The 22,873-nt window shown below is 72.0% G+C and carries 19 protein-coding genes; 8 read left to right on the top strand and 11 right to left on the bottom strand.

Going from position 1 to position 22,873, the window contains the following annotated elements:
• Window positions 1–1,089: 1,089 nt before the first annotated feature.
• From hemQ to hemE, 3 genes are all read right to left on the bottom strand, one after another.
• Window positions 1,090–1,785 carry a hydrogen peroxide-dependent heme synthase gene (hemQ, locus tag AC08OQ_RS06245; RefSeq protein ID WP_011435779.1) on the bottom strand — a complete coding sequence of 232 codons (696 nt, stop codon included), beginning with the start codon at window positions 1,783–1,785 and terminating at the stop codon, window positions 1,090–1,092.
• Window positions 1,786–1,836: 51 nt separating this feature from the next.
• Entirely contained in the window at window positions 1,837–3,252 is a 1,416-nt protein-coding gene (gene hemG, locus AC08OQ_RS06240; RefSeq protein ID WP_462202836.1) for a protoporphyrinogen oxidase, read from the bottom strand.
• Window positions 3,253–3,339: 87 nt separating this feature from the next.
• Window positions 3,340–4,449, bottom strand: coding sequence for a uroporphyrinogen decarboxylase (hemE, locus tag AC08OQ_RS06235; RefSeq protein ID WP_476601824.1), 1,110 nt, complete (start codon window positions 4,447–4,449; stop codon window positions 3,340–3,342).
• A 224-nt stretch (window positions 4,450–4,673) separates the two neighbouring features.
• On the opposite strand from hemE, the gene AC08OQ_RS06230 reads away from it, so the two are divergent.
• From AC08OQ_RS06230 to AC08OQ_RS06205, 6 genes are all read left to right on the top strand, one after another.
• Window positions 4,674–5,189, top strand: a complete 516-nt coding sequence (locus tag AC08OQ_RS06230; RefSeq protein ID WP_476601823.1) for a DUF3817 domain-containing protein — start codon at window positions 4,674–4,676, stop codon at window positions 5,187–5,189.
• Window positions 5,190–5,478: 289 nt separating this feature from the next.
• A complete protein-coding gene (locus AC08OQ_RS06225) occupies window positions 5,479–5,730 on the top strand; it encodes a hypothetical protein (protein WP_462188863.1) in 252 nt (83 codons plus the stop codon).
• A gap of 137 nt (window positions 5,731–5,867) precedes the next feature.
• Window positions 5,868–6,521: a DUF3000 domain-containing protein gene (locus AC08OQ_RS06220; RefSeq protein ID WP_476601822.1), complete on the top strand. Its 654-nt coding sequence runs from the start codon at window positions 5,868–5,870 to the stop codon at window positions 6,519–6,521.
• Window positions 6,522–6,694: 173 nt separating this feature from the next.
• Window positions 6,695–8,035 (top strand): HRDC domain-containing protein, encoded by a 1,341-nt coding sequence (locus tag AC08OQ_RS06215; protein ID WP_476604712.1) that lies wholly within the window; start codon window positions 6,695–6,697, stop codon window positions 8,033–8,035.
• A gap of 248 nt (window positions 8,036–8,283) precedes the next feature.
• Entirely contained in the window at window positions 8,284–9,492 is a 1,209-nt protein-coding gene (locus AC08OQ_RS06210; RefSeq protein WP_476600112.1) for a thiolase family protein, read from the top strand.
• A gap of 86 nt (window positions 9,493–9,578) precedes the next feature.
• The gene (locus AC08OQ_RS06205; RefSeq protein WP_476600114.1) at window positions 9,579–11,726 is read left to right on the top strand and encodes a 3-hydroxyacyl-CoA dehydrogenase NAD-binding domain-containing protein; all 2,148 of its coding nucleotides are present in this window, start codon (window positions 9,579–9,581) and stop codon (window positions 11,724–11,726) included.
• A 60-nt stretch (window positions 11,727–11,786) separates the two neighbouring features.
• Here AC08OQ_RS06205 and AC08OQ_RS06200 read toward each other — a convergent pair whose 3' ends face one another.
• The 5 genes from AC08OQ_RS06200 to AC08OQ_RS06180 form a co-directional block, all read right to left on the bottom strand.
• Window positions 11,787–12,428, bottom strand: coding sequence for a hypothetical protein (locus AC08OQ_RS06200; RefSeq protein WP_476604713.1), 642 nt, complete (start codon window positions 12,426–12,428; stop codon window positions 11,787–11,789).
• 21 nt (window positions 12,429–12,449) lie between these two features.
• A complete protein-coding gene (locus AC08OQ_RS06195; protein WP_476600118.1) occupies window positions 12,450–13,448 on the bottom strand; it encodes a lysylphosphatidylglycerol synthase domain-containing protein in 999 nt (332 codons plus the stop codon).
• Window positions 13,449–13,606: 158 nt separating this feature from the next.
• Entirely contained in the window at window positions 13,607–15,574 is a 1,968-nt protein-coding gene (gene dxs / locus AC08OQ_RS06190; RefSeq protein ID WP_476600119.1) for a 1-deoxy-D-xylulose-5-phosphate synthase, read from the bottom strand.
• Between the two features lie 301 nt (window positions 15,575–15,875).
• On the bottom strand, window positions 15,876–17,330 hold the full coding sequence (locus AC08OQ_RS06185; RefSeq protein WP_476600121.1) for a class I SAM-dependent RNA methyltransferase: 1,455 nt from the start codon (window positions 17,328–17,330) through the stop codon (window positions 15,876–15,878).
• Complete coding sequence (locus tag AC08OQ_RS06180; protein WP_476604714.1) at window positions 17,327–19,333, bottom strand: APC family permease; 2,007 nt, start codon at window positions 19,331–19,333, stop codon at window positions 17,327–17,329. The genes AC08OQ_RS06185 and AC08OQ_RS06180 overlap by 4 nt, the downstream gene beginning before the upstream one ends.
• A gap of 129 nt (window positions 19,334–19,462) precedes the next feature.
• Here AC08OQ_RS06180 and AC08OQ_RS06175 point away from each other — a divergent pair, with 129 nt between their 5' ends.
• A complete protein-coding gene (locus AC08OQ_RS06175) occupies window positions 19,463–20,134 on the top strand; it encodes a potassium channel family protein (RefSeq protein WP_476600125.1) in 672 nt (223 codons plus the stop codon).
• Between the two features lie 46 nt (window positions 20,135–20,180).
• The gene (locus tag AC08OQ_RS06170) at window positions 20,181–20,876 is read left to right on the top strand and encodes a potassium channel family protein (RefSeq protein WP_476600127.1); all 696 of its coding nucleotides are present in this window, start codon (window positions 20,181–20,183) and stop codon (window positions 20,874–20,876) included.
• Between the two features lie 29 nt (window positions 20,877–20,905).
• Here AC08OQ_RS06170 and AC08OQ_RS06165 read toward each other — a convergent pair whose 3' ends face one another.
• The 3 genes from AC08OQ_RS06165 to AC08OQ_RS06155 all read right to left on the bottom strand — a co-directional run.
• Window positions 20,906–21,601 (bottom strand): DUF3159 domain-containing protein, encoded by a 696-nt coding sequence (locus AC08OQ_RS06165; protein WP_476600129.1) that lies wholly within the window; start codon window positions 21,599–21,601, stop codon window positions 20,906–20,908.
• Between the two features lie 79 nt (window positions 21,602–21,680).
• Window positions 21,681–22,067: an OB-fold nucleic acid binding domain-containing protein gene (locus tag AC08OQ_RS06160; RefSeq protein ID WP_476600131.1), complete on the bottom strand. Its 387-nt coding sequence runs from the start codon at window positions 22,065–22,067 to the stop codon at window positions 21,681–21,683.
• Between the two features lie 160 nt (window positions 22,068–22,227).
• The coding region (locus tag AC08OQ_RS06155) for a DUF3710 domain-containing protein (protein WP_476611940.1) at window positions 22,228–22,873 on the bottom strand (646 nt) is incomplete at its 5' end.

Below are 22,873 nucleotides of genomic sequence, written 5' to 3'. Positions count from 1 at the left end.
GCCGTCCCCGCCGGCGCGCCCGGCGGGGACGGCATCCCCTGCCCGCCGCGGGCGCGCGGAACGAAGTTCGACCCAGCGGTCGCGCGCGTGTCGCCGGGCACCGTCTCCGTCACTCGTGGTCCCCCCCAGCACCGCGACGGCGCGCGTCAACGACACCGACCGGACCCGGCCGAACGGACTGGCCCAGTGGCGCCGGCACGTGCCCGAGCCCGAGCCCGGATCCGAACGGGCCCGGAGGTGTCATCGTCCTCCCCGTTCGGCGGCCCGCGGCGCCCCTCGCTCAGACAGCCACGAATTCATCCCTCGGTGGTGCATCGACCCTCGGTGGTGCATCGACCGGACCTCCAGCGATCTTCCCCCGCCACTGACTGTGGGCCACCCCGAACGATGAGCCGAACGCGCGCATCATCCAGGTCCCACTGGGGTGTGTCGGCACACCGGAGCGAACTGGAATACCGGACGCCGACACGGGTGGCGCTCCGTGGTCACGGGGGCAACGTTACCGACTACGCCGAGATGATCTACCAGCGGCCCGGCCCGGCGATGGCGGCGTGACGCCCCGACCGCCGACCGTGGCGATGGCGCGATCCGTGCGTTTATGGCAACTCACAGTAACAGAGATGCGGTCGTCGACCAGCGACCGCCATGACGAACCTTCCGAGTCGACGAACCTTCCGAGTCCGCCCGCCGGCGCGGGCATGACAGGCACCATCGACCCACGGACGCCCGACGCCTACACTGCGCACACAAACAGCGGCGATAATGCTACTCTGCGTTATGGATCGCGGGTCTCGGCTCGGGATCCGTCGGCTGCCCGCCCCCGCGGGCGCCGGGAGGGGTGGGGCTGTGCGATCCTGCGCGCCCCGTGCGACGTCGCCGACGTGATATCGCCGGGGTGACATCGCCGGGGTGATGTCACGTCGGGATTGATGTCACCTGGAGTGATGCCGCCCGGGTGAGGCCGGTGAGCACAGTCACGGGACGGTCGGCGCCTGCCGGACGGGTGGGGGCGCCCAGGCAGGCGCCGGCTGCCGTCCCGGTCCTCCGCCGGCACCGGTCCTCCGCCGGTCTACCCGGCAGCCACCCGCCTCAGGGCAGGGCGGTGACGACGTCCGCCAGCGGCTTGCGGGCACCGGTGTAGAACGGCGTCTCCAGCCTGGTGTGCCGTCGCGCCGCGCTGGCCCGAAGGTGTCGGATGCAGTCGACGATCCGGTGCAGCTCATCCGCTTCGAAGGCGAGCAGCCACTCATAGTCGCCCAGTCCAAACGAAGCCACCGTGTTGGCCCGGACGTCCTCGTACTCCCGGCCCATGATCCCGTGCTCGGCGAGCATCCCGCGCCGTTCATAGTCCGGCAGCAGGTACCACTCCAGCGAGCGGTTGAACGGGTAGACGCAGAGATAACCGCGGGGGTCCTCCCGCCGGACGAAGGCGGGGATGTGGTTCTGGTTGAACTCCGCCGGCCGGTGCAGGCCGACCGCCGACCACACCGGACGCAGGTGCCCGCCCAGGGCCGTCCGCCGGAACCGCTGGTAGGTCTCCTGCAGCAGGTCCGGGTCCGGGCTCGTCCACCAGACCATCAGGTCCGCGTCGGCCCGGTAGCCCGAGATCTCGTAGACACCGCGGGTGTAGACGTCCTTGGCCAGCGCCCCGTCGAGCAAGGCGGTCGCCTCGTCGATCAGCGGGGTCCGCTCGGCGGGCAGCGGACGGTCGGCCGCGAAGACCGACCATCCCGTGTAGAGCAGCTCCGCGTTGAGTTCGCGGGCCGATTTCGTGGACTCCGACATTCCCATCCTCCTTCACCGGCGGCCGGACGCGGTCCGGGCCGGTGCACGTAATCAGATTCCCGGGCCCACCGGATCGGCCGGACTGCCTTGCGCCGTCCGGGTAGCCCTCAGCACCGCGTGCGCGGCGGTCTCCCCCGACCGGATACAGGCCGGGATGCCTACACCGTCGTATCCCGCGCCGGCCAGGACGATCCCCGCTGGAAGCCCCCGGCGCACCGCGGCGATCCGGTTGAGATGACCCGGCAGGTACTGCGGGAGTGCCCCGCCCCAGCGACTCACCCGGGTCGCGACCGGCCGACCGGACAGACCGGTGATCTGCGCGATCTCCGCCGCCGCCACCCCGGCGAGCTCCACGTCCCCACGCTGCAGGTCCTGTTCGGCACCGGCGCGGCCGATGCTCGCCCGCACCACCGTGAGCCGGTCGGAGCCCAGGTGCGGCCACTTGGCGGACAGGAAGGTGGCCGCCTTCACCGCGGTGCCCGCCCGGGCGGGCACGAGGAATCCGCTGCCGGGTGGCGGCGCGGCATCCCGGTAGACCAGCGTCACCAGGCCAACCGAGGCGTAGGGCACGCCGGCAAGCGGGGCGGAGGCATGCGGGGCCAGCGGCGCCAGCAGGGCGCGGGCCACCCCGGCGGGCACCGCGAGGATCACGGCGTCGGCCTGGAACGGCCCGAGGGCGTCCGCGCCGCCCACCCGGTCACAGTTGACCTGCCAGCCGCCCGCGGTCTTCGCGATCGAGCGGACGAGCACCCCGGTGTGCACGGTGGCGCCGGACTGCGCCGCCACCCGCGCCGCGAAGGAGCCCAGGCCCCCCCGAAGCGTGGCGAACAGCGGTGCCGTCGAGGTCGTCGTCGCGGGTCCGGTACGGGCCCGCACCCGGTGCGCGCCGAGGAGCAGCGAGCGGTCCTCGGCGAAGATGGGGACGAGCTGGGGCACGGTAGCCCGCAGCGACAGCGCGTCGGCCCGGCCCGCATACACCCCCCCGAGCAGCGGATCCACCAGCAGGTCGACGACTTCGCGCCCGACCCGCGTGCCGACGTAGCGGCCGACGGTCGGATCGTCGGCGAAACGCGTCCGCGGCAGCACCAGGTCGGCGGCGGCCCGCACCAGCCCCCACGGGGACAGCACCCGCGAGCGGACCAGGCCGAGGACGTCGGTCGGCACTCCGAGCAGAGTGTTCGGGGGGATGGGACGCAGCCGGCCGCGGATCCACAGTGACGCCGACGTCGTGGCCGGATGCACGATGTCGTGCCCGAGCCCGATCTGCCGGGCCAGGCGGAGTCCGTCGGGAACCCGGGCGAGGAAGGACTCCGCGCCCTCTTCGACGTCCAGACCCTCGATCGGGGTGGTACGCAGCTTGCCACCGACCCGGTCCGCCGCATCGAGGACGGTCACTTCGGCGTGCCCGGCCAGGGCGCGGGCGGCCGAGAGCCCGGCGATACCCCCACCGACGATCACAACCCGCACGTTCCTGCCGCCCTTCACGTTGAGTGGTGCCGCCCGCCAGTTTTCACCATCGGACCGGTTCCAGTGAACCGGTCCGATGAGGGCGGATCACCTGCCGTGGACGAGGTCAACGACGTGTGCGAGCACGCCCGGATCGGTCTGCGGCAGCACCCCGTGGCCGAGGTTGAACACGTGCCCCTCCGCCTCGGCCCCGCGGGCGCAGACGTCACGCACCTTGGCGGCGAGCACCGCTTCGGGGGCGAAGACCGCGGTCGGGTCGAGGTTTCCCTGCACGGCGTGACCGGGCCCGATCCGCCGGGCGGCCTCGTCGAGAGGGACCCGCCAGTCGACCCCGACGACGTCCGCACCCGCCTGGCCCATCGCGGCGAGCAGCTCACCGGTGTTCACACCAAAGTGGATGCGCGGCACCTCACCGGCGAAGGCGGCCAGCACCCGAGCGCTGTGCGGCGCGACGTAGCGACGGTAGTCCGCCTCGTCCAGCGCCCCGGCCCAGGAGTCGAACAGCTGCAGCGCGTCGACACCGGCATCCACCTGGACCCGCAGGAAGGCGGTGGTAATGTCGGCGAGCCGGGCCAGCAGGTCGTGCCAGAGCTTCGGTTCGCTGTACATCAACGCCTTGGTGCGGGCGTGGTCGCGACTCGGCCCGCCCTCGATGAGGTAGCTCGCGAGGGTGAACGGCGCCCCGGCGAACCCGATCAGCGGGGTTGAACCCAGCTCGGCCAGCAGTAGCCGGACCGCGTCGGCCACGTAGGGAACGTCGTCCGGCTCCAGTGCCCGCAACGCGGCGAGCCCGACGGCGTCCCGCACGGGCTCGGCCACCACCGGTCCGATCCCGGCGACGATGTCGATGTCGAGGCCGATCGCGACCAGGGGCACCACGATGTCGGAGAAGAAGATCGCCGCGTCCGGCCGGAACCGGCGTACCGGCTGGAGCGTGATCTCAGTGATCATCTCGGCCTCCCGGCAGGAGTCGAGCATGGCGGCTCCCGCGCGCAGGGCCCGGTACTCGGGCAGGACCCGCCCGGCCTGACGCATGAACCACACCGGCGTGGTCCCGGGGGGCTCCCGTCGACAGGCCCGCAGGAAGGGCGCGGTGTCGGCCAGGCCGAGCCGCCGGGCGAGCGCGGCACCGGTCGGCGGGGGCGAGACGCCGCCCGGCCCGGATCCGGGTCCCGCGTCGACGTGGAGGACAGGCATGGGTCGATCATTGCACGCCCGTGAGATGTGTGGGAGTACGGCCATAGCGGGATGGGCCACCGCACGGGCCTGACGGCTCCCGGCGGCGAGGACCGGGGAGTACCAACCGGAACGTTGCACATCCGCTATCTTTTACTCTGGGTAGAAGAACTTCCAGATCCGGCCGGTGCCGGGCGCTCCCGTCCGTCGAGGCCGCGCCGGCGGACGGGGACGAACGATCGGACGTGACGAATCCCGCGGTCGCCGTGGCATGCCACGGCGCGTCCCGGGTCCCGGCACTCCAGGGCACCCGGACAGTGGAACACCTCGGTGTCATCCGCTACGACGCCATCCCCTACGACGCCATCTGCTACGACGAGGAGTCGCCGATGACCGGTCGTGCCCCGAGCGGCGCCTCCCAGCCCCTTGCCCTGGCCCGCGTCGTCTCGCTCGCCGAGGCGTCGTCCTTCCTCTTGCTGCTCGTCGCGACCGCGATCAAATACGGTGCCGACTACCCGATCGGCGTGCGGATCCTCGGCCCGGTCCATGGCGTGCTCTTCCTCATCTATTGCGCCCTCATCGGCTACCTCTCGGTGGTCGGGCGCTGGCGCCGTAAGCGGACCGTGCTCGCGCTGATCGCCGCGGTGCTGCCCGTCGCCCCGTTCTTCGTCGAGCGGCACTGGCTGCGTGGCGACGCCGCCCGGCTGGGCGACGCAGAGCCGGCACGTCCCACCTCGAAGCCGGCCGGCCAGGCGGGCTGAGCCGAGGGCCGGCCCGGCCCCACCGCCCCACAGACCGGGCGATCCGCCCCGCACCGCCCCGAGACGGGCTCACGCGACACGCCGGAGAGAATGCACGGACATCCGCCCGTCCCGTGGCACCGTCAGTCCGGTCGGAATTGGGGTAGAGGGTGCGCGTCATCCCGCGTTCCCCCTCCCGCCGGCCGTGGCGAGTGGCGCGCGATCCGTGGTTATGCGCCCACCACGATCCAACGGTACGCATCACGGGCAGACGTGCGCGGGGAGTGGTGGTCGAGTGGAACAGGTCCGGGTGAGCGCCGAGGATCACATCGTTCTCGTCTGCATCGCATGCGGCGACGAGCGCATCTTCGAGCAACCCCCGTGCTCCGACGGGCACGGTGACGACTGCCCGGAGTGGGCCTGCACCTCCTGTGGCGCCGCGGTGCTGGTCGGGCCGGCCCCCGCGGAGCGGCCGACGGCCCGGCCGAGGCCCGTGCGCGAGACCCCCGCAGTCCGGGATCTCCGCGGCCGCGATCGTGCCGCCGCGCGGATCCCGGCGTGAGCCTGCACAGTTCCGCCCCTCAGCCGGGGTACTCCGGACACCGGCTCACCGGTTCCCGCCCACACGCAACGGGACCGAAACCGTACGCTCCGACGTCCGGCCAGCATGATCAAGACCGACGTCCTACCGTTGCCGTCATGGGGGTCGCGCAGTCATCCGAGGCGAGCCCTCCGATCTTCCTCGCGGTCACCAACGCCCTGCGCGCGGGGATCGCGCGGCTGCGCCCGGAGGTGGCGGTGCACGAGGTGGCGGCGCCCACCCGGGTCGCGCCGTTCTCCTTCGCTCTGGCCGGTGGGCTGACCGGGGACGAGGCCGACACCGCGGCCGGCCGGCTCATCCTGCTCATGGATCCTCAAGGACAGCCGGCCTGGCAGGGCACGGCCCGCATCGTCTGCTACGCCCGCGCGAGCATCGACCGGGAGATCGCCGGCGATCCCCTGCTTGCCGAGGTCGCCTGGTCGTGGCTGCGGGAATCGTTGGAGGCGCACGGCGCGGGCGTGCGCGCCCTGGGCGGCACGGTCACGGCCACCGCGTCACAACGCTTCGGCGTGCTCGCGGCCGACGGGGACAGCTTCGCCGTGGAGCTGCGCTGCTCCTGGTCACCCGACTGGGCGGAGACCACCCTCGCATCCGACCTCGGCCCCGCAGGGCCGGGCGCGCAGGGCCAGCCGCCCTGGAGCGCCTCGGCGACGGCCGCCCACCTGCTCGCGTTCGGCGACCTGCTCGCGGCCATGGCCGGCCTTCCCCCACAACTGTCCGGAGTCATCACACTACCAACCCGCCGGGGTTGACCGCGTCACACCGGCCCGCCGGACGGACAGCACCGCACCACCCACCGCGCGCCGCGGCCGACCCTCCACCGCGCGCACCTCCCATTACCGAGTCGTTACAAAGCGTATAAATAACGCGATTCGCTGTAGGACACGGCTACCTCTGCCAGGATTCAGACGTACGATCACTGATCGTGACGTCGACGGTTCCTGAATCAACACAGCGGGTCAGCGGGGGTGTCAGCGCAGAGGTGGAGGTACAGTCCAGCACTGGTGCCCATGAGCCCATCCCGCTGCTCACCCCTGCAGACGGGGTACCCCCCGTCATCGTCGACACCGCGGAACTCGCCGCGGCGGCGGAACGCCTCGCGGCCGGCGTCGGGCCGGTCGCGTTCGACGCCGAACGAGCGTCCGGTTACCGGTACAGCCAGCGGGCCTACCTCGTCCAGATCCGACGGCGGGGCACGGGCTCGCTGCTCCTCGATCCGATCGCGCTCGAGGATCTGAGCGTCATCCAGGACGCGGTGGACGGGGTCGAATGGGTGCTGCACGCCGCCAGCCAGGACCTTCCGTGCCTGTCCGAGCTCGGTCTGCGGCCGAGTCTGCTGTTCGACACGGAGCTCGCCGGCCGGTTGCTGGGCTACGAACGGGTCGGGCTGGGGATGATGGTCGAACGGGTGCTGGGCCACGGGCTGGAGAAGGGCCATTCGGCCGCGGACTGGTCGACCCGCCCGCTTCCCGAGCCGTGGCTGCGCTACGCGGCGCTCGACGTCGAGCTGCTGGTGGAGTTGCGCGACGCGCTCGAGGCGGAGCTGATCGAACAAAACAAGATCAAATTTGCCCGGCAGGAGTTCGCCGCGATCGTCGCGGCCCCGCCACGCGAGCCACGGGCCGAGCCGTGGCGCCGGACGAGCGGGATCCACCGCGCCCGGTCCCGCCGCCAGCTCGCGGCGGTCCGGGCGATGTGGACCGCCCGGGACCGGCTCGCTCGTACCCGTGACGTCGCGCCGGGTCGCGTCCTCCCGGACAGCGCGATCATGGACGCCGTGCTGAACGCCCCCACCGACGCGGCCGCGCTGGTCCGGCTGCCCATCTTCTCCGGACCACGGATCCGCCGCACCGCGAACGTCTGGCTCGACGCCCTGCGTGGCGCCGCCGCGCTGCCCGAGGAAGAGCTGCCCGCCCCGGCCGGACCGGGCGGCGACGGTCTGCCGCCGCCCAACTGCTGGGCCGAGCGCGACCCGGTGGCCGCGTCGCGGCTGGCCCGGGTACGGGCCGCGCTGGCCGCCCTCGCCGCCGCCCACACGATGCCGGTGGAAAACCTCCTCGAGCCCGCGTTGTCCCGGCGGCTCGCCTGGTCCCCGCCGAATCCCCTGACGGACACGGCCGTCGCCGGGGCGCTGCGGGCCGGCGGGGCACGCCCCTGGCAGATCGAGCTGACGGCCGCTCCCCTGCTCACCGTCCTCGCCGAGCCGCCGACCGAACCAACCGAACCGACGGCACCGGCCGAACCGACAGCCGAGCCGGCGGGCTGACGGCCGGATCTGCGGGTCGTGGACCAGGGACGGACCGGCGCATCACGACATCGGCATCCCCGGGCACCTGGCATCCATGGCTCCGAGATGTCTACCGGCTGGTAACCGCTGCCGTAGGCTAGCCGTGCCGGCGGTATCCGCGCCGGTGCCGGCTGGCTGTCCGAGCCCTGGAACCGGGTTCCGGACAACAGCCGACGTTCGACGGCGACGAACCAGCGGTCGGTGGCGGCCGCGGGTCGGGAGGTCCCGTGTTCGGATCATCCAGAAACTTCGTACGCGACGTCGTGTTCGTCGACGGGGTCCGAACCCCGTTCGGGAAGGCCAAGGGCGTCTACGCCGAGACCCGTGCCGACGATCTGATCGTGCGGGTGGTCCGGGAGCTGCTGCGGCGCAATCCCTCCCTCCCCCCTGAGCGGATCGACGAGGTGGCGATCGCGGCCACCACCCAGATCGGCGATCAGGGCCTGACCATCGGCCGGGTCGCCGCCATCCTGTCCGGGTTGCCGGAAACGGTGCCGGGCTTCGCAATCGACCGGATGTGCGCAGGCGCCGTCACGGCGGTGACCACGACGGCCTCGTCGATCGCCGTCGGCGCCTACGACGTGGCCATGGCCGGCGGGGTGGAACACATGGGCCGCCACCCGATGGGCGAAAGCGCCGACATCAACCCCCGGTTCGTCGCCGAACGGCTCGTGGACACCTCCGCGCTGGTGATGGGCTCGACCGCCGAGAACCTGCACGACCGGTACCCCAAGATCACCAGGTCGCGGGCGGACGCCTTCGCTCTGGCCTCCCAGGAGAAGGTCGCCAAGGCGTACGCGAACGGTCAGATCCAGCCCGACCTCGTCCCGGTGGCTGCCCGGCACGTCGAGACGGGCTGGGAGTTCGTCACTGCCGACGAGCCGCCGCGACCGGACACCACGCAGGCGGGGCTCGCCGGGCTGCGCACGCCGTTCCGGCCGCACGGGCGGGTGACCGCGGGCAACTCCGCCGGGCTCAACGACGGCGCCACCGGCTGCCTGCTCGCCGCCGCCGAGGTGGCGGCCGAGCTGGGCCTGTCGGCGAAGATGAGCCTGGTGGGTTTCGCGTTCGCCGGAGTCCCCCCCGAGGTGATGGGCGTCGGGCCGATCCCGTCGACGGAGAAGGCGCTGGCCCGTACCGGCCTGACCATCGACGACATCGGCCTGTTCGAGCTGAACGAGGCCTTCGCCGTGCAGGTCCTGGCCTTCCTCGACCATTTCGGCATCGCCGAGGACGATCCCCGGGTCAACCCGTACGGCGGGGCCATCGCGTTCGGTCACCCGCTGGCGTCCAGCGGGGTGCGCCTGATGACCCAGCTCGCCCGGCAGTTCGCCGAGCATCCCGAGGTGCGCTACGGCATGACGGCGATGTGCGTGGGTCTCGGCATGGGCGCCACCACGATCTGGGCGAACCCGCACCACGCCGCGGCCGACTGAGCAGGCACGACCGAGCAGGAACGACGACCGACCCGGGACGACCCGTCCGACACGACCGGGCCCGCGGCGGACCCGAGGGGAGATCCATGACCATCGACGAGGTGACCCTGTCCTTGCCGGACGAGGTCGTAACGGCCGCCCACGCCCGTTACGCGCGGCTGCCCGGGGTGGCCGGGCCCGTCGCCCTGATCACCCTCGACAACGGTCATGACCACACCCGGCCGAACACCTTCGGCCCAGCCGGCCTGCGGTCCCTGCTCGCCGCCGTCGACGAGATCGAGGCGCACGACCCGCCGGTCGCCGCGATCGCCGTCACCGGCAAGCCGTTCATCTTCAGCGTGGGTGCGGACCTGTCCTTCCGCTCGTCGCTCACCGACCCGGAGCAGATCCGCCCATCGCTCGCGGCGCTCGGCCGCCTCGGGCACGAGGCCTTCGCCCGGGTGGGTGAGGGTCGCCTGGGTGACCGGAAGGTCCCGACCTTCGCCCTCGTCAACGGGGCGGCGCTGGGCGGCGGGCTGGAGCTGGCCCTGCACTGCGACTACCGGGCGCTGTCCGCCGGCATTCCCGCACTCGCCTTCCCAGAGGTCTTCCTCGGCCTCGTCCCGGGCTGGGGCGGCACCCAACTGCTGCCCAACCTCATCGGCGCCGAACGGGCGGTGTCCGTCATCATCGGCAACGCGCTCAGCCAGAACCGCATGCTGCGCGGCCGGCAGGCGTTCGAGCTGGGTCTCGGGGACGTGCTGCTGGAGCCGGCGGACTTCCTGGCGGAGGCGCTGCGCTGGGTGGGCCGGGTGCTGCGCGGCGAGGTCGACCCGGTGGCCGCCCGCGCGCCGGTCGAGCGGGGGGCGGCCTGGGCGGAGGCGATCGCACGGGGCCGGGCGCTCGCCGACGCGAAGCTGCACGGGGCCGCGCCGGCCGCCTACCGGGCGTTGGACCTCCTCGCGCTCGCCGAGACCGCCGACCGCGCCACCGGGTACGCGGCCGAGACCGAGGCCCTCGCCGATCTGTCCGTCAGCGACGAGCTCGCCGCCAGCCTGTACTCCTTCGACCTCGTGCAGAAGCGGGCGAAGCGGCCGGTGGGCGGGGCGGACCCGGCGCTGGCCCGGCCCGTGACGAAGGTCGGGGTGGTCGGCGCCGGCCTCATGGCAAGCCAGCTCGCCCTCGTGTTCGCGCACCGGCTCGAGGTGCCGGTGGTGCTCACCGACATCGACCAGGCCCGGCTCGACGCCGGGGTCGCGGGGGTCCACCAGGAGATCGACAACCTCCTGCTGCGCCACCGCATCACCCCCGACCAGGCGAACCGCTACAAGGCGAACGTCACCGGATCCCTGACCAAGGACGCCTTCGCGGACGTGGACCTCGTCATCGAGGCCGTCTTCGAGGACCTGGCCGTCAAGCGGACCGTGCTCGCGGAGCTCGAAGCCGTCGTAGCGCCCACGGCCGTGCTCCTGACGAACACCTCGGCGCTGTCGGTCACCGAGATGGCCGCTGGGCTCGATCATCCCGAACGGGTCGCCGGGCTGCACTTCTTCAATCCGGTGTCGGTCCTCCCCCTGGTCGAGGTGGTCCGCGCTGCCCGCAGCGACGACGCCACCATCGCGACGACGCTGGCCGTGGCGAAGAACCTGAAGAAGAACGCGGTCCTGGTCGCCGATGCCCCGGCGTTCGTCGTCAACCGGCTGCTGACCCGGTTCCTCGGGGAGGTGCTCGGCGCGACGGAGGGCGGTACGCCGCTCGAGGAGGCCGACCACGCCCTCGATCCGCTGGGGCTGCCGATGTCCCCGATGACCCTGCTCGCCCTCGTCGGGCCGCCGGTCGCCCTGCATGTCGCGGAGACGCTGCACGCGGCATTCCCGGACCGGTTCCGGCGGCCGGCGGCTCTCGCCCGGCTGGTCGAGGCGGGCCGGAGCGGCGTCTACACCACGGGCCCGGACGGCGTCCAGACCGTCGACCCGGACGCCGCCGCGCTCATCTCCACGCCGTCCCCGGCCGCCACCCCGCTGACCGGGGACGAGGTACGCGAGGCGGCGTTGCGGGCGCTCGCCGAGGAGATCCACCTGATGCTGACCGAGAAGATCGTCGCGGAGGCCGCCGACATCGACCTGTGCATGATCCTCGGCGCCGGCTGGCCGTTCCACCTCGGCGGCATCACGCCCTACCTGGACCGTACCGGCATCAGCGAGACCGTCACCGGGCAGCGATTCACCCCGCCAGGCGTCGCCACCCTGCGCTGACCCAATCCGAAATACCGGCACTCAGCACATGGGTGTCTCACCTCAGGCTGGCGAAGAGGGTCAGGCCGTGCGGACCGGTGGCTCGTCGTCGCTACCGCCACGCCGGCCATCGCCGGGGAAATCACCGAACGGGCCCGGCGGCTGAAGATCCGGGGGCAGCGACGGGTCCAAGGAGAACGGGGCGCCGGGCGCCAGCAGGCAGTAGCTTCCGGATTCCTTGCCCACCTGGTACGTCTCGTGACTCGCCGAGGCGCTGCCGCGCCGGACGTCGACCTGAACCTCCCGGACCGTCGGGGAACCCACGGACCGGTGGATCTGCACTCCCCGCACGGCGAACGAGGCGATACCGCCCTGGACATCGTCCAGAGCCCGCATGATGATGGCGAACTCGGACGCCGGGCGGCGTTCCTGGACCGATGGGCAGAGGCGGGCGTAAGCGGCCTCGTAGCGCGAGTCGCTGACCTCCGTCAGGTAGGCGCGGACGGCGTCGGCAGGGCCGTTGGCGGAGCGGAAGAACAGGAACAGGCCTGTCCCGCCCGCGCCGGCCAGGAGGGCGAGCACGAGGACGAGCGAAATCAGCCACCGGGCCCGGCTACGGCGGGGCGCCGGCGGCCCGCCCGGCCACCCGGGGCCGCCCCACGAGGTCGGCGGGACGGGTGGCGGCGGGGGCCACCAGGGTGGCCGTTGCGGGTCATGGTGCACCCCCACCCTCCTCCCACTTCCTCACATTCGCTCCTGCACCACATCATCAGTACACGACAGCCGAGCACCCCGCTGCCGCAGGGCGACACCGACGAGCGCCCAGACCAGGTCGGCGATCGTGGCGAGAAGCCGCGCCACCAGCGCGACCAGGGCCGCCGGCCCACTGGCGACCGCCGGGGCCAGCGCCAGTACCAGTACCGCCTCCCGCACCCCCGCCCCGGCGGGCAGCACCAGTACCAGGAATCCGGCGGTCCAGGCCAGGGCATAGGCCCCGAGGGAGAGCAGCAACAGCCGGCCGCCGCCGACCGCCGGATGCAGATCCCGGACGAGCAGCCAGGTCGCCACCCCGTAGCAGCAGAAGCTGAGCAGCAACCAGCCGGCTCCGGCGGCGACGGCCCGCGGGGGCAGCGGTTCGGTCAACGGTGGGCGGCGCAGCAGCCGGAACGCCAGCGCCAGCAGGCGGGACAGCACCGGCGGGCAGAGCACGACGACGAAGACGGGCACGACCGCCAGCGCCCACCAGTAGTCGGCGAGCGCCTGCGCGGAGACGAACGGCAGGGTGACCGCCGCGGCGAGCCCCCCGCTCGGCACCGCGAGCGCCAATACGACCAGGCTCGCCGAAGCCGCCTTCGACCGGGAGACGCCGTGGTCGCGGGAGAGCTCCATCTGCGCGAGCACCGGCCACACGCTGCCCGGGATGTACTTGCCGATCTGCCCGACGAAGAAGATCCGCACGGCGGCCCGCAGGGGAAGCGCGGCACCCAGCCCTCCCAGCAACGCCCGCCAGGACAGCACGGTGGTACCGACGGCAAGCACGGTGACCACACCCGAGGCCACCACGCCGCCCACGGTGAGCGAGCGGACGGACTCCTCGATCTCGTTCCACTGGCTGACCAGGGCGAGAACCAGCAGCCCGAGGGCCACCAAGAGCGCACCACGCATGGCCCACCAGCGTGGGCCGCGCCCAGCCCGGCGGCGGGAGGCGGCGCCCCGGCGCGCCGACACGGTGTGCTCACCCACCTGGTCAGCCTAGGACGGCGGTCGGGCCGCCATCGTGCCGGGCCCCGACACGATGGCGGATCCCGACACGGTGGCGGGTCCTCGCCCGCCGAACCCCGATGACCGGGCGATACCCGGGTGCGTTCGGGGTCAGAGCGCCCGAGTCAGGGCGCCGGGGATCAGCGCTGGTCGCCGATGGCCTCGCCGGCCCGCTCGCCCGCCGGGGCCGCTTCGCCGGGCGAGGCCGGGTCGTCCTCGATCGCCGGCTGGCGCTTCGCGACGGCCTCGACGACCTTGCGGGCGAGGTCCTGCGGGGCAAGCCCGACCTCGGCCATGACCTCGTCCCGCTTGCCGTGGTCGAGGAATCGCTGGGCGATGCCGAAGTCCCGCAGGGGCACGTCGACGTCGGCGTCGCGCAGCAACTGGGCCAGCGCAGCCCCGACCCCGCCGACCCGGCCGTTGTCCTCGACGGTGACGACGAGGTCGTGGGCGCGGGCAAGATCGATCAGTGCCGGGTCCAGTGGCTTGACCCACCGCGGGTCGACGACGGTGATGCCGATGCCCTGGCTCGCGACCCGCTCCGCGATCTCCAGGCAGGTCGCGGCCATCGCACCGATGGAGACCAGCAGCACCTCGCGGCGCTGGGCCACCTTCGGCGAACGGTAGAGCACGTCCACCCCGCCGACCGTGTCAATCGCCGGCACGTCCGCGGCGACCTTGCCCTTGGGGAAGCGCACGACGGTCGGGCCGTCGGTGTTACCCACGGCCTCGCGCAGTTCCGCCCGCAGGGTCGACGCGTCCCGCGGGGCGGCGATCGCGAGCCCCGGGACAACCTGCAGGAACGACAGGTCCCACATGCCGTTGTGCGACGCCCCGTCCTCCCCGGTGATACCGGCCCGGTCGAGCACGAACGTCACGGGCTGGCGGTGCAGGGCGACGTCCATCAGGACCTGGTCGAACGCGCGGTTGAGGAACGTGGCGTAGAGACACACGACGGGCTTGAGCCCACCCATCGCGAGCCCGGCGGCCGAGGTAACGGCGTGCTGCTCGGCGATACCGACGTCGAACACCCGGTCCGGGTAGGCCTTGGCGAAGGCGCCGAGACCGACCGGCTGGAGCATCGCGGCGGTCAGCGTGACGACGTCGGGCCGCTCGGAACCGATCTGCACGATCTCGCCCGAGAAGATGCTCGTCCAGCTGATGGTCTTCGACGTCGACACCGGCTTACCGGTCGCCGGGTCGATGATGCCGACGCCGTGGAAGTTGTCGGCGTCGTCCTGCTCCGCCGGCGGGTAGCCGAAGCCCTTGCGGGTCACGCAGTGGACGATGACGGGCCCGCCGAAGTCCCGAGCCCGGCGCAGGGCCGACTCGACCGCGACGACGTCGTGGCCGTCGACCGGGCCGACGTACTTCAGGCCGAGGTCCTCGAACATGCCCTGCGGCTGGACGACGTCCTTGATGCCCTTCTTGATGCCGTGCAGCGCGTCGAACAGCGGGGGGCCGACCAGCGGGGTGCGGCCGAGGACCTGCTTGACGACGTCGAGGACCTGCTCGTACTCGGGCGCCAGCCGCAGCGCGGCGAGGTGGTCGGCGAGGCCGCCGATCGTCGGTGCGTAGGACCGGCCGTTGTCGTTGACGACGATGACGACGGGCCGGTCGTCGGCGGCGATGTTGTTCAGCGCCTCCCAGCACATCCCGCCGGTCAGGGCACCGTCACCGACGACGGCGACGACGGCCCGGTCCTCACCACGCAGCGCGTAGGCACGCGACAGCCCGTCGGCGTAGGACAGGGCGGTCGAGGCGTGCGAGTTCTCGATGATGTCGTGCTCGGACTCGGCCCGGCTGGGGTAGCCGGAAAGGCCACCCCGCTGGCGCAGCCCAGAGAAATCGTCCGCCCGGCCGGTCAGAATCTTGTGCACATAGGACTGATGGCCGGTGTCCCAAAGGATGCGGTCGAATGGCGAATCAAACACACGATGTATTGCCAACGTCAGCTCAACAGCCCCCAGATTCGGCCCGAGGTGACCTCCCGTACGCGCGACTGCGTGAATGAGGAAATCACGGATCTCGGCCGCCAGGGTGCCGAGCTCCTCGTGGTCAAGGCGCTTGACGTCCTGCGGACTACTGATCGTAGACAGAAGCGACACGGCGTGAACTCCCTCTCCCGAAAGGGGATCGGTCCGGGTCCGGCAAAGTCTACGCAGCCCGCCTGGTCCCTTGCAGACGGGCACCCGACATGTGAGTTCCTCGTAGACCGTCAGGCAATAGGCCTGATCGCGGTAGAATCCACCTCCCCGGTTGTCCACTATTGGTCCGGATCCGAGTACGCGGATGCACACACTCTGTCGGCGTGGCGCGCGGGCGACACGCCGGGACGACCAGGTCGTGCCAGAAGCGGCCGGAAGTGGAGTCCACGCCGTTCCGGCGACACTTCTGGTACCGGCGCAATCACACCAGGTTCGGACTCCGGTCCGCGCCTCGCGGCTCGAGCAGCGCCACACACTCGACGTGGGCGGTCATCGGGAACAGGTCGAAGGCGCGCAACGCGACGAGGTCGTAGCCCACGGCTGCCGCGGCGGCGAGGTCCCGACCCAATGCGACGGGATCGCAGGCGACGTAGGCGACCGCGCGGAGGCGATGGGCGAGCAGCGCGGCCACCACCGCCGGGCCCGCCCCGGTGCGCGGCGGGTCGAGCACCGCGAGATCGACACGGCCGGCCGGCCCGCCCGTACCGAGCACCCCGCGGATGGTAGCCGGTGTCACCCGCAACGCCCGCAGCGAGACCCATGGCAGATCGGCGAGGTTGTTCGCCGCGGCCGCGACCGACGCGGCGTCGGACTCCAGTGCGATGACGCGGCCAGCGGCGCCGACATCCTCCGCGAGGAACGCCGCGAACAGGCCCGTCCCGGCATACAGGTCGAGCGCGGTCTCCCCAGCTCGGGGACGCAGGGCCCCGCGGACCGCGTCCACCAGCACGCCGGGAGCCGCCGGATGGACCTGCCAGAACACCTCCGGCCCGAGCCGGAACCTCCGCTCCCCCACCACCTCGACGACCTCCCCGGGGACTCCGGCCTCCCCGGTCCCGGCGCGCCCGTCGTCGACGACCGTCCCGGCGCCGGCGGGATGCACCGCCACGGCCACCTGCCCGGTCGCCGGGCTGGCCGCGACCTCGACGGCGTCGGCCCCGGGGAACCGCCGGCCGGCGAGCGCCGCGAGGACGAGGGGGTGGGCAATGCGGCAGTCCGGCGTCGCCACCACCTCGTGCGAGCGGCTCGCCCGCAGCCCGACCTCGCCGCCGGCCGTCACCGCGAAGCGCATCCGAGTCCGCCACGCCAGTCCGTCGTCGACGCCACCGGACCGGTCGGATCCGGTCAGCCGCTCCGGGCCGCTGACGGGCACCGCCTCGACCAGCACCTCCAGCGCCGGCTCGGCGCCGGGTCCGGCCTCGGCCGCCGTCCCGAGGCCGGACCCGGCGTGCGCGAGGCTGACCCGGGCGTCGAGGCCACCGAACCGCCGAAGGGCGTCGGCCACGACCTCGGCCTTGCCGCGCCGCTGCGCCGCGAGGCCGGCATGCTGCCAGTCGCACCCCCCGCACAACCCTGGGCCGGCGTGCGGGCAGGGCGCGACCACTCGGTCCGGCGAGGGCGTCAGGACGGCGACCACGTCCGCCCGCCAGTACCGCTCGTGGGAGGCGTCGGTAACTCGGGCACGGACCCGTTCGCCGGGCAGGGCATGGCGGACGAACACCACCCGACCGCCCGAGCGGGCGACGCAGAAGCCGCCGTGGGCCACCGGCCCAACGTCGAGGTCGAGCAGCGAGCCGACCGCGATCCCCGGGGCGCGGGCCTGCCGTGCGGTATCCCCGGAGACGCGCGATCGCGCGGGCCGGCGCTGTCGACTCACCGCTTCCGCTCCGACGGGCCGGGAAGCGTGGCCCGGCCCTGTCGCACCGCGCCCGCCCCGGTCCGCTCGAGCCGCTGCTCGGCCAGCCTGGACGAGGCGAGCTGCCAGGGCACGCTGGTGACCATGACGCCGGGCTGGAAGAGAAGCCGGGCCTTGAGCCGCAGCGCGCTCTGATTGTGCAGGAGATGCTCCCACCAGTGACCGACGACGTACTCGGGGACGTAGACGGCGACGACGTCCCGTGGGCTCTCCCGCCTGATCCGGGCAACGTAGTCCAGCACCGGGCGGGTCACCTCCCGGTAGGGGGAGGCCAGCACCACGAGATCGACGGTGATCCCCCGCTCCGCCCACGCCTTGCGGAGCCGATCGGCCTCCGCCTGGTCGACGGCGACCGTGACCGCGACGAGGCTGTGTGGCCGCGACGCCTTGGCGTAGGCCAGGGCCCGCAGCGTCGGGGCATGGATCTTACTGACGAGGACGACGGCGTGGATCCGGGAGGGCAGGGTCGGCGGCCCGGGTTCCGGGGTGAGTTCGACCGCGACCCGGTCGTAGTGAGCCCTGATCCCCCGCATCCCGAGAAAGATGATCGGGATAGCCAGACAGACGATCCAGGCACCGTGGGTGAACTTCGTGACCAGCACGAGGATCAGCACGGTGCCGGTGAGACAGGCGCCGAAGAAGCTGATCGCCTGAGACCGGCGGATCCGCCGACGGGCGGCCGGATCGGACGCAGCCGGGTCGTCCGAGCGCAGGATGCGCGCCCAGTGCCGCACCATCCCGGTCTGGCTGAGGGTGAACGAGATGAAGACCCCGAGGATGTAGAGCTGGATCAGGGCGGTGACCTGCGCGTCGAACACGACGATCAGCAGGATCGCGAAGCCGGCGAGCAGCACGATCCCGTTGGAGTAGGCCAGTCGGTCGCCGCGGGTGTATAGCTGACGCGGCAGGTAGCCGTCGCGGGCAAGGATCGAACCCAGCACCGGGAAGCCGTTGAAGGCGGTGTTCGCCGCCAGCATCAGGATGAGAGCGGTGACGACGGCGATGTAGCCGAAGCCGGGCGATCCGTCCCCGAAGACGGCGGCGGCGACCTGGGCGATCACGGTCGGCTGCTCACCACTGGCGCCGATCAGGTCCCCGGTGTGCTCGGCGACATGCACGTCGGAGATCAGAGCCAGCGCGGTGACGCCGCCGAACATCGTGACTGCGATGAACCCCAGCATCAGCAGGGTGGTCGCGGCGTTGCGGCTCTTGGGCTTCCGGAACGCGGGCACCCCGTTGCTGATCGCCTCGACCCCGGTGAGCGCCGTGCATCCCGAGGCGAACGCCCGCAGCACCAGGAACACCAGGGCGAATCCCGCGTAGTCGTGTTCGGCGACCACCTGGTATCCGGCGCTCTCGGCCCGCGGCGGATGACCGACGGCCGCCTGGACCAGCCCGGTGACGATCATTACGAAGATGCCGAGCACGAAGCCGTAGGTCGGGATGGCGAACGCCGTGCCGGACTCGCGCACCCCACGCAGGTTCATTATCGTCAGTAGGATCACGATGACGACCGCGAGGAGCACCTTGTGCGCGGCGAGCCCGGTGACGGCCGACGTCAGGTTCGCGACACCGGCCGACACCGACACCGCGACCGTGAGGACGTAGTCAACCAGCAGGGAACTGGCCACCAGCAGGCCGGCCCGCGGGCCCAGGTTGACCGAGACGACCTCGTAGTCGCCGCCGCCGCTCGGGTAGGCGTGCACGTTCTGCCGGTAGGACGCCACCACCGTCAGCATCAGGATGGCGACGGCTCCAGCAAGCCAGGGCGAGTAGTGGTAGAAGGCCAGCCCGCCGAGTGACAGGACAAGCAGGATCTCCTCGGTCGCGTACGACACCGAGGAAAGGGCATCGCTCGCGAAGACGGGCAAGGCGATCCGTTTGGGGAGCAGTGTCTCCCCAAGCCGGTCGCTCCCGATCGGTCGACCGACGAAACCGCGCTTGAGGCGATCCGTGAGCGCCACGCGGCGATGTTACCGACGCCAGCCACGCAGTTCAGCATCAGTGTGGCGTGGCACACAGATGCTCCGTATCCGGAGATCCGGCCACGTGACCTGCGCCGGTCAGGCCGGATCGGACTACCCTGAACCCTTGTGCATGTCGTGATCCTCGGCTGCGGCCGAGTCGGCTCCGCGCTTGCCCGCAGCGTCGAACGGTTCGGCCACTCAGTAGCGATCATCGACCAGAACCCCGCCGCGTTCGGGCGGCTACCGCGCGATTTCACCGGTTTGCGGGTCACCGGGATAGGCTTCGACCGCGACACCCTCATCGAGGCGGGCATCGAGCGGGCCGCCGCGTTCGCCGCCGTCTCCAGCGGGGACAACTCAAACATCATCGCCGCCCGGGTGGCCCGCGAGATGTTCGGGGTCGAGCGGGTCGTCGCGCGGATCTACGATCCCGGCCGGGCCGAGGTCTACGAGCGGCTCGGTATCCCCACCGTCGCCACGGTGCGCTGGACCCGGGACCAGATCCTCGGCCGGCTCCTGCCCGACGCTGTCACGCCGCAGTGGTCCGATCCGTCGGGCTCGGTGCTGCTGGCCGCGATCCCACCAGGACCCGCCTGGGTGGGCCGCCGGATCCGGGAGCTGGAGGAGTCCGCCGGGGTACGGGTGGTCTGCGTGACCCGGTTCGGCGAGGGTGTCCTGCCCGACGCCCGCACCCTCGTCCAGGACGGTGACGTCGTGCACGTGGCCGTGACGAAGGCGCACGCATCCGAGGCGGACACGGTGCTGCGCACCGGGCCGGACGGCGAGGGCTCCGGGTAGCTCCGGGCAGATCCAGGCAGACGATGCCGCGCGAGGAGGAGAAGCGATGAGCGTGCGCCGGGTGGTGATCGCGGGAGCGGGCAAGGTCGGCCGGTCCATCGCCGCCGAACTGCTGGAGAACGGCTCCGAGGTGCTCATCATCGAGCGGGATCCGCAGAAGATCCGGACCGACGCGCTACCGGAGGCCCGGTGGCTGCTCGCGGACGCCTGCGAGCTGTCCCAGCTCGACGCGGCCGGGCTGAACGAGTACACCGTCCTGGTGGCCGCCACCGGGGACGACAAGGTGAACCTCGTCGTCTCGCTGCTCGCGAAGACCGAGTTCGGCGTGCCCCGGGTCGTGGCGCGGGTCAACCATCCCAAGAACGAATGGCTGTTCACCGAGTCGTGGGGGGTGGATGTGGCGGTGTCCGCGCCGCGCCTGCTCACGGCTCTGGTCGAGGAGGCCGTCAGCGTCGGCGACCTCGTCCAGCTGATGCGGTTCCGGCAGAGCGATGCATCCCTCGTCGAGCTGACGCTGGCCGAGAACGCGCCGGTGATCGGCCAGCGGCTCAGCGAGATCGCCCTGCCGGCGGACAGCGCCCTGGTGGTGATCCTGCGTGGCGGACGGGCGGTCATTCCCTCGCCCGACGCCACCCTGGAAGACGGCGACGAGGTTCTCGCGGTCACGACGAACGCCGAGGCCGAGGAGAAGCTCGCCGTGCTGCTCGGTCAAGCGCCGGCAGGCGCGGGCACGCCGGGCTGACGCGCGACAGGCTGGCGATGCGGAGGCGGTCAGCCGGCAGGCCGCCGCTCTCCGCGCGGGGGCTCGCCGCGCGGGGCGTCCCCGGCCAGCACCTCGCCGTCCAGCACCTCGCCGTCCACGACCGTCGGGTCGGTGGCGGCGGTGGCGGCGGGGGGCAGCGGTGCGATCCGGCGGACGATGGCGAAGCTGGCCAACACCGCGACACCGAACAGCGGAAGTCCCAGGGCGATGTTGGCCGCGGCCAGCCAGCCGGGCTCGTCGGCGAGGTAGAGCACCCCCTGCACGACGAACCGCACACCGAACACGGCGATCCAGACGACCGTCACCCACACCGCGGCCCGCCGCTGGCGGGGCACCCGCTGCCAGTTCGCATAGCGGCTGTCCAGACCGGCCATGAGATACCCCGCCACCGGCCGGCGCAGGACGATCGACAGCAGGGCCACCACCCCCCAGAGCGCGTTCTTCGCGATGCTGGGCAGGAAGAACCCCTTCGCGTTCCCGGTGCGAGAGGCCACGAATGCAGCGATCGCCACGGCGAACAACCCCGAAAAGGTCTGCTGGGTCGGCTCACGGCGCACGATGCGCAGCACCAACAGAGCGGCCGCCGTGGCAATGGCGACCGCAATGCCGGCGGTCAGTCCGGCCTCGGCGTTCACCGTCACAAACGCCACGGTGGGCACGGAGCTGTCAATGATCCCCCGTGGGCCGCCGATGGCCTCGGACATCGTCATCGGAGGCGTGTCGGGAGATGGCGTACGTGGCATGTCTGGTTAAGATCCCGTCGGGTTGGGCGGACCCGCCGACCTAGGCGCTCGCCGACGGAACGGGGAGTAGTTCGTAACGCGGGTTGAAGATGATCGGACGGTTCTCCTGCACGGTAACGCGCCCGGAAGCCTTGACCGACGCGCCAGCCCGCAGGCCCGGGATGTCCCGGCGGCCGAGGAAGACCAACGTGACGGTGCCGCTGCCGTCGTAGATGTCGACCTCCAGGGTCGGTGCACCCGAACGCGCACGTACCGTCACGGCCTGGATAGTACCCGCGACGCAGATCTCGTCCCGGTCACGACAGCCGCTCATCGGGGCGGCGCCCGCCGACGCCGAGGCCGCCTGGAGGTCCTCGGCGTCGAGCTCGCTCGTCCCTGCTGTCAGTCTGTGGAGCTTGCGCCCCAACCAGCCGCGTGACTCGCCCACGGCTCCTCCGATCCGGCTCGTCGGCGACTCGGCGCAAGCAACTGCTGCTCGAGCACGTCCAACACGTTCAACACGTCCAATGCAACGCATGACCGGCGCTCACTGTGCCCGCCCCGCATGGCGCCTTCGGCGCAATGCGGGGACCCCGGGCACAGGGCGGTCAGCGGATCTCGGCTATACGCGCACCGCGCACGGGCATCTCGGGCCGTCCGCTGGTCGCCGAGGCGACCGGTCCGCCGGAACCAGCGGGGTGATCGGGGTGATCAGTGATCTCTTTCGGCAGCCTCAGGGGCAACGGATCCCGCACCGGCATCGCGCCGTCACCACGAGAAATGATCAGATTGCGCAACGCGGCGTCCAGGAGGGGGCCGGCCGCCGGATCCTGTCCGGCCGCGCCGGTCACCACCGCCCGCAGGAACCAGCGCGGACCGTCCACACCGATCATCCGACCCGGCACGGTCTCGCCCGGTCGCCCGGTCGGCAACCTCATCCGCAGTTCGGGGCCGTAGCGACCGTCTGCCTCCGACCCACCGCCCCCCTGAATGGTCTCCAGAATCTCGGCCCGTACCTCGTCCCAGAGGCCCCGGCTCTTCGGCGCCGCGAAGACGGAGAGCTCCATCGCGCTGCGTCCGTCGGTCACCAGCACCGTCAGCGGCTTGCCGGTCGACTCCTCGACCTGGAACTGCACCTGCATGCCGTCGAGCGCCGGAATCCGCAACGACCCGAGATCGAGGCGATGCACGTCGTCATCAGGTGCCTGCGCGATGTCGTAGGGACCGTCGGGCTCCGACGAGCCCCGCGAGGTG

Source organism: Frankia sp. CcCS3 (genome assembly GCF_977927575.1).
The sequence above is the reverse complement of the archived record's forward strand: the minus strand, read 5'-3'. Positions and strand labels throughout refer to the sequence as shown.

What these genes read in the sequence shown, in the direction of transcription:
- hemE (WP_476601824.1), bottom strand. Translation starts at nt 4,449, where the DNA reads ATGCCTGTCCTCCACGTCGACGCGGGACCCGGATCCGGGCCGGGCGGC.
- AC08OQ_RS06170 (WP_476600127.1), top strand. Translation starts at nt 20,181, where the DNA reads ATGAGCGTGCGCCGGGTGGTGATCGCGGGAGCGGGCAAGGTCGGCCGG.
- AC08OQ_RS06165 (WP_476600129.1), bottom strand. Translation starts at nt 21,601, where the DNA reads ATGTCCGAGGCCATCGGCGGCCCACGGGGGATCATTGACAGCTCCGTG.
- AC08OQ_RS06205 (WP_476600114.1), top strand. Translation starts at nt 9,579, where the DNA reads ATGACCATCGACGAGGTGACCCTGTCCTTGCCGGACGAGGTCGTAACG.
- AC08OQ_RS06220 (WP_476601822.1), top strand. Translation starts at nt 5,868, where the DNA reads ATGGGGGTCGCGCAGTCATCCGAGGCGAGCCCTCCGATCTTCCTCGCG.
- hemQ (WP_011435779.1), bottom strand. Translation starts at nt 1,785, where the DNA reads ATGTCGGAGTCCACGAAATCGGCCCGCGAACTCAACGCGGAGCTGCTC.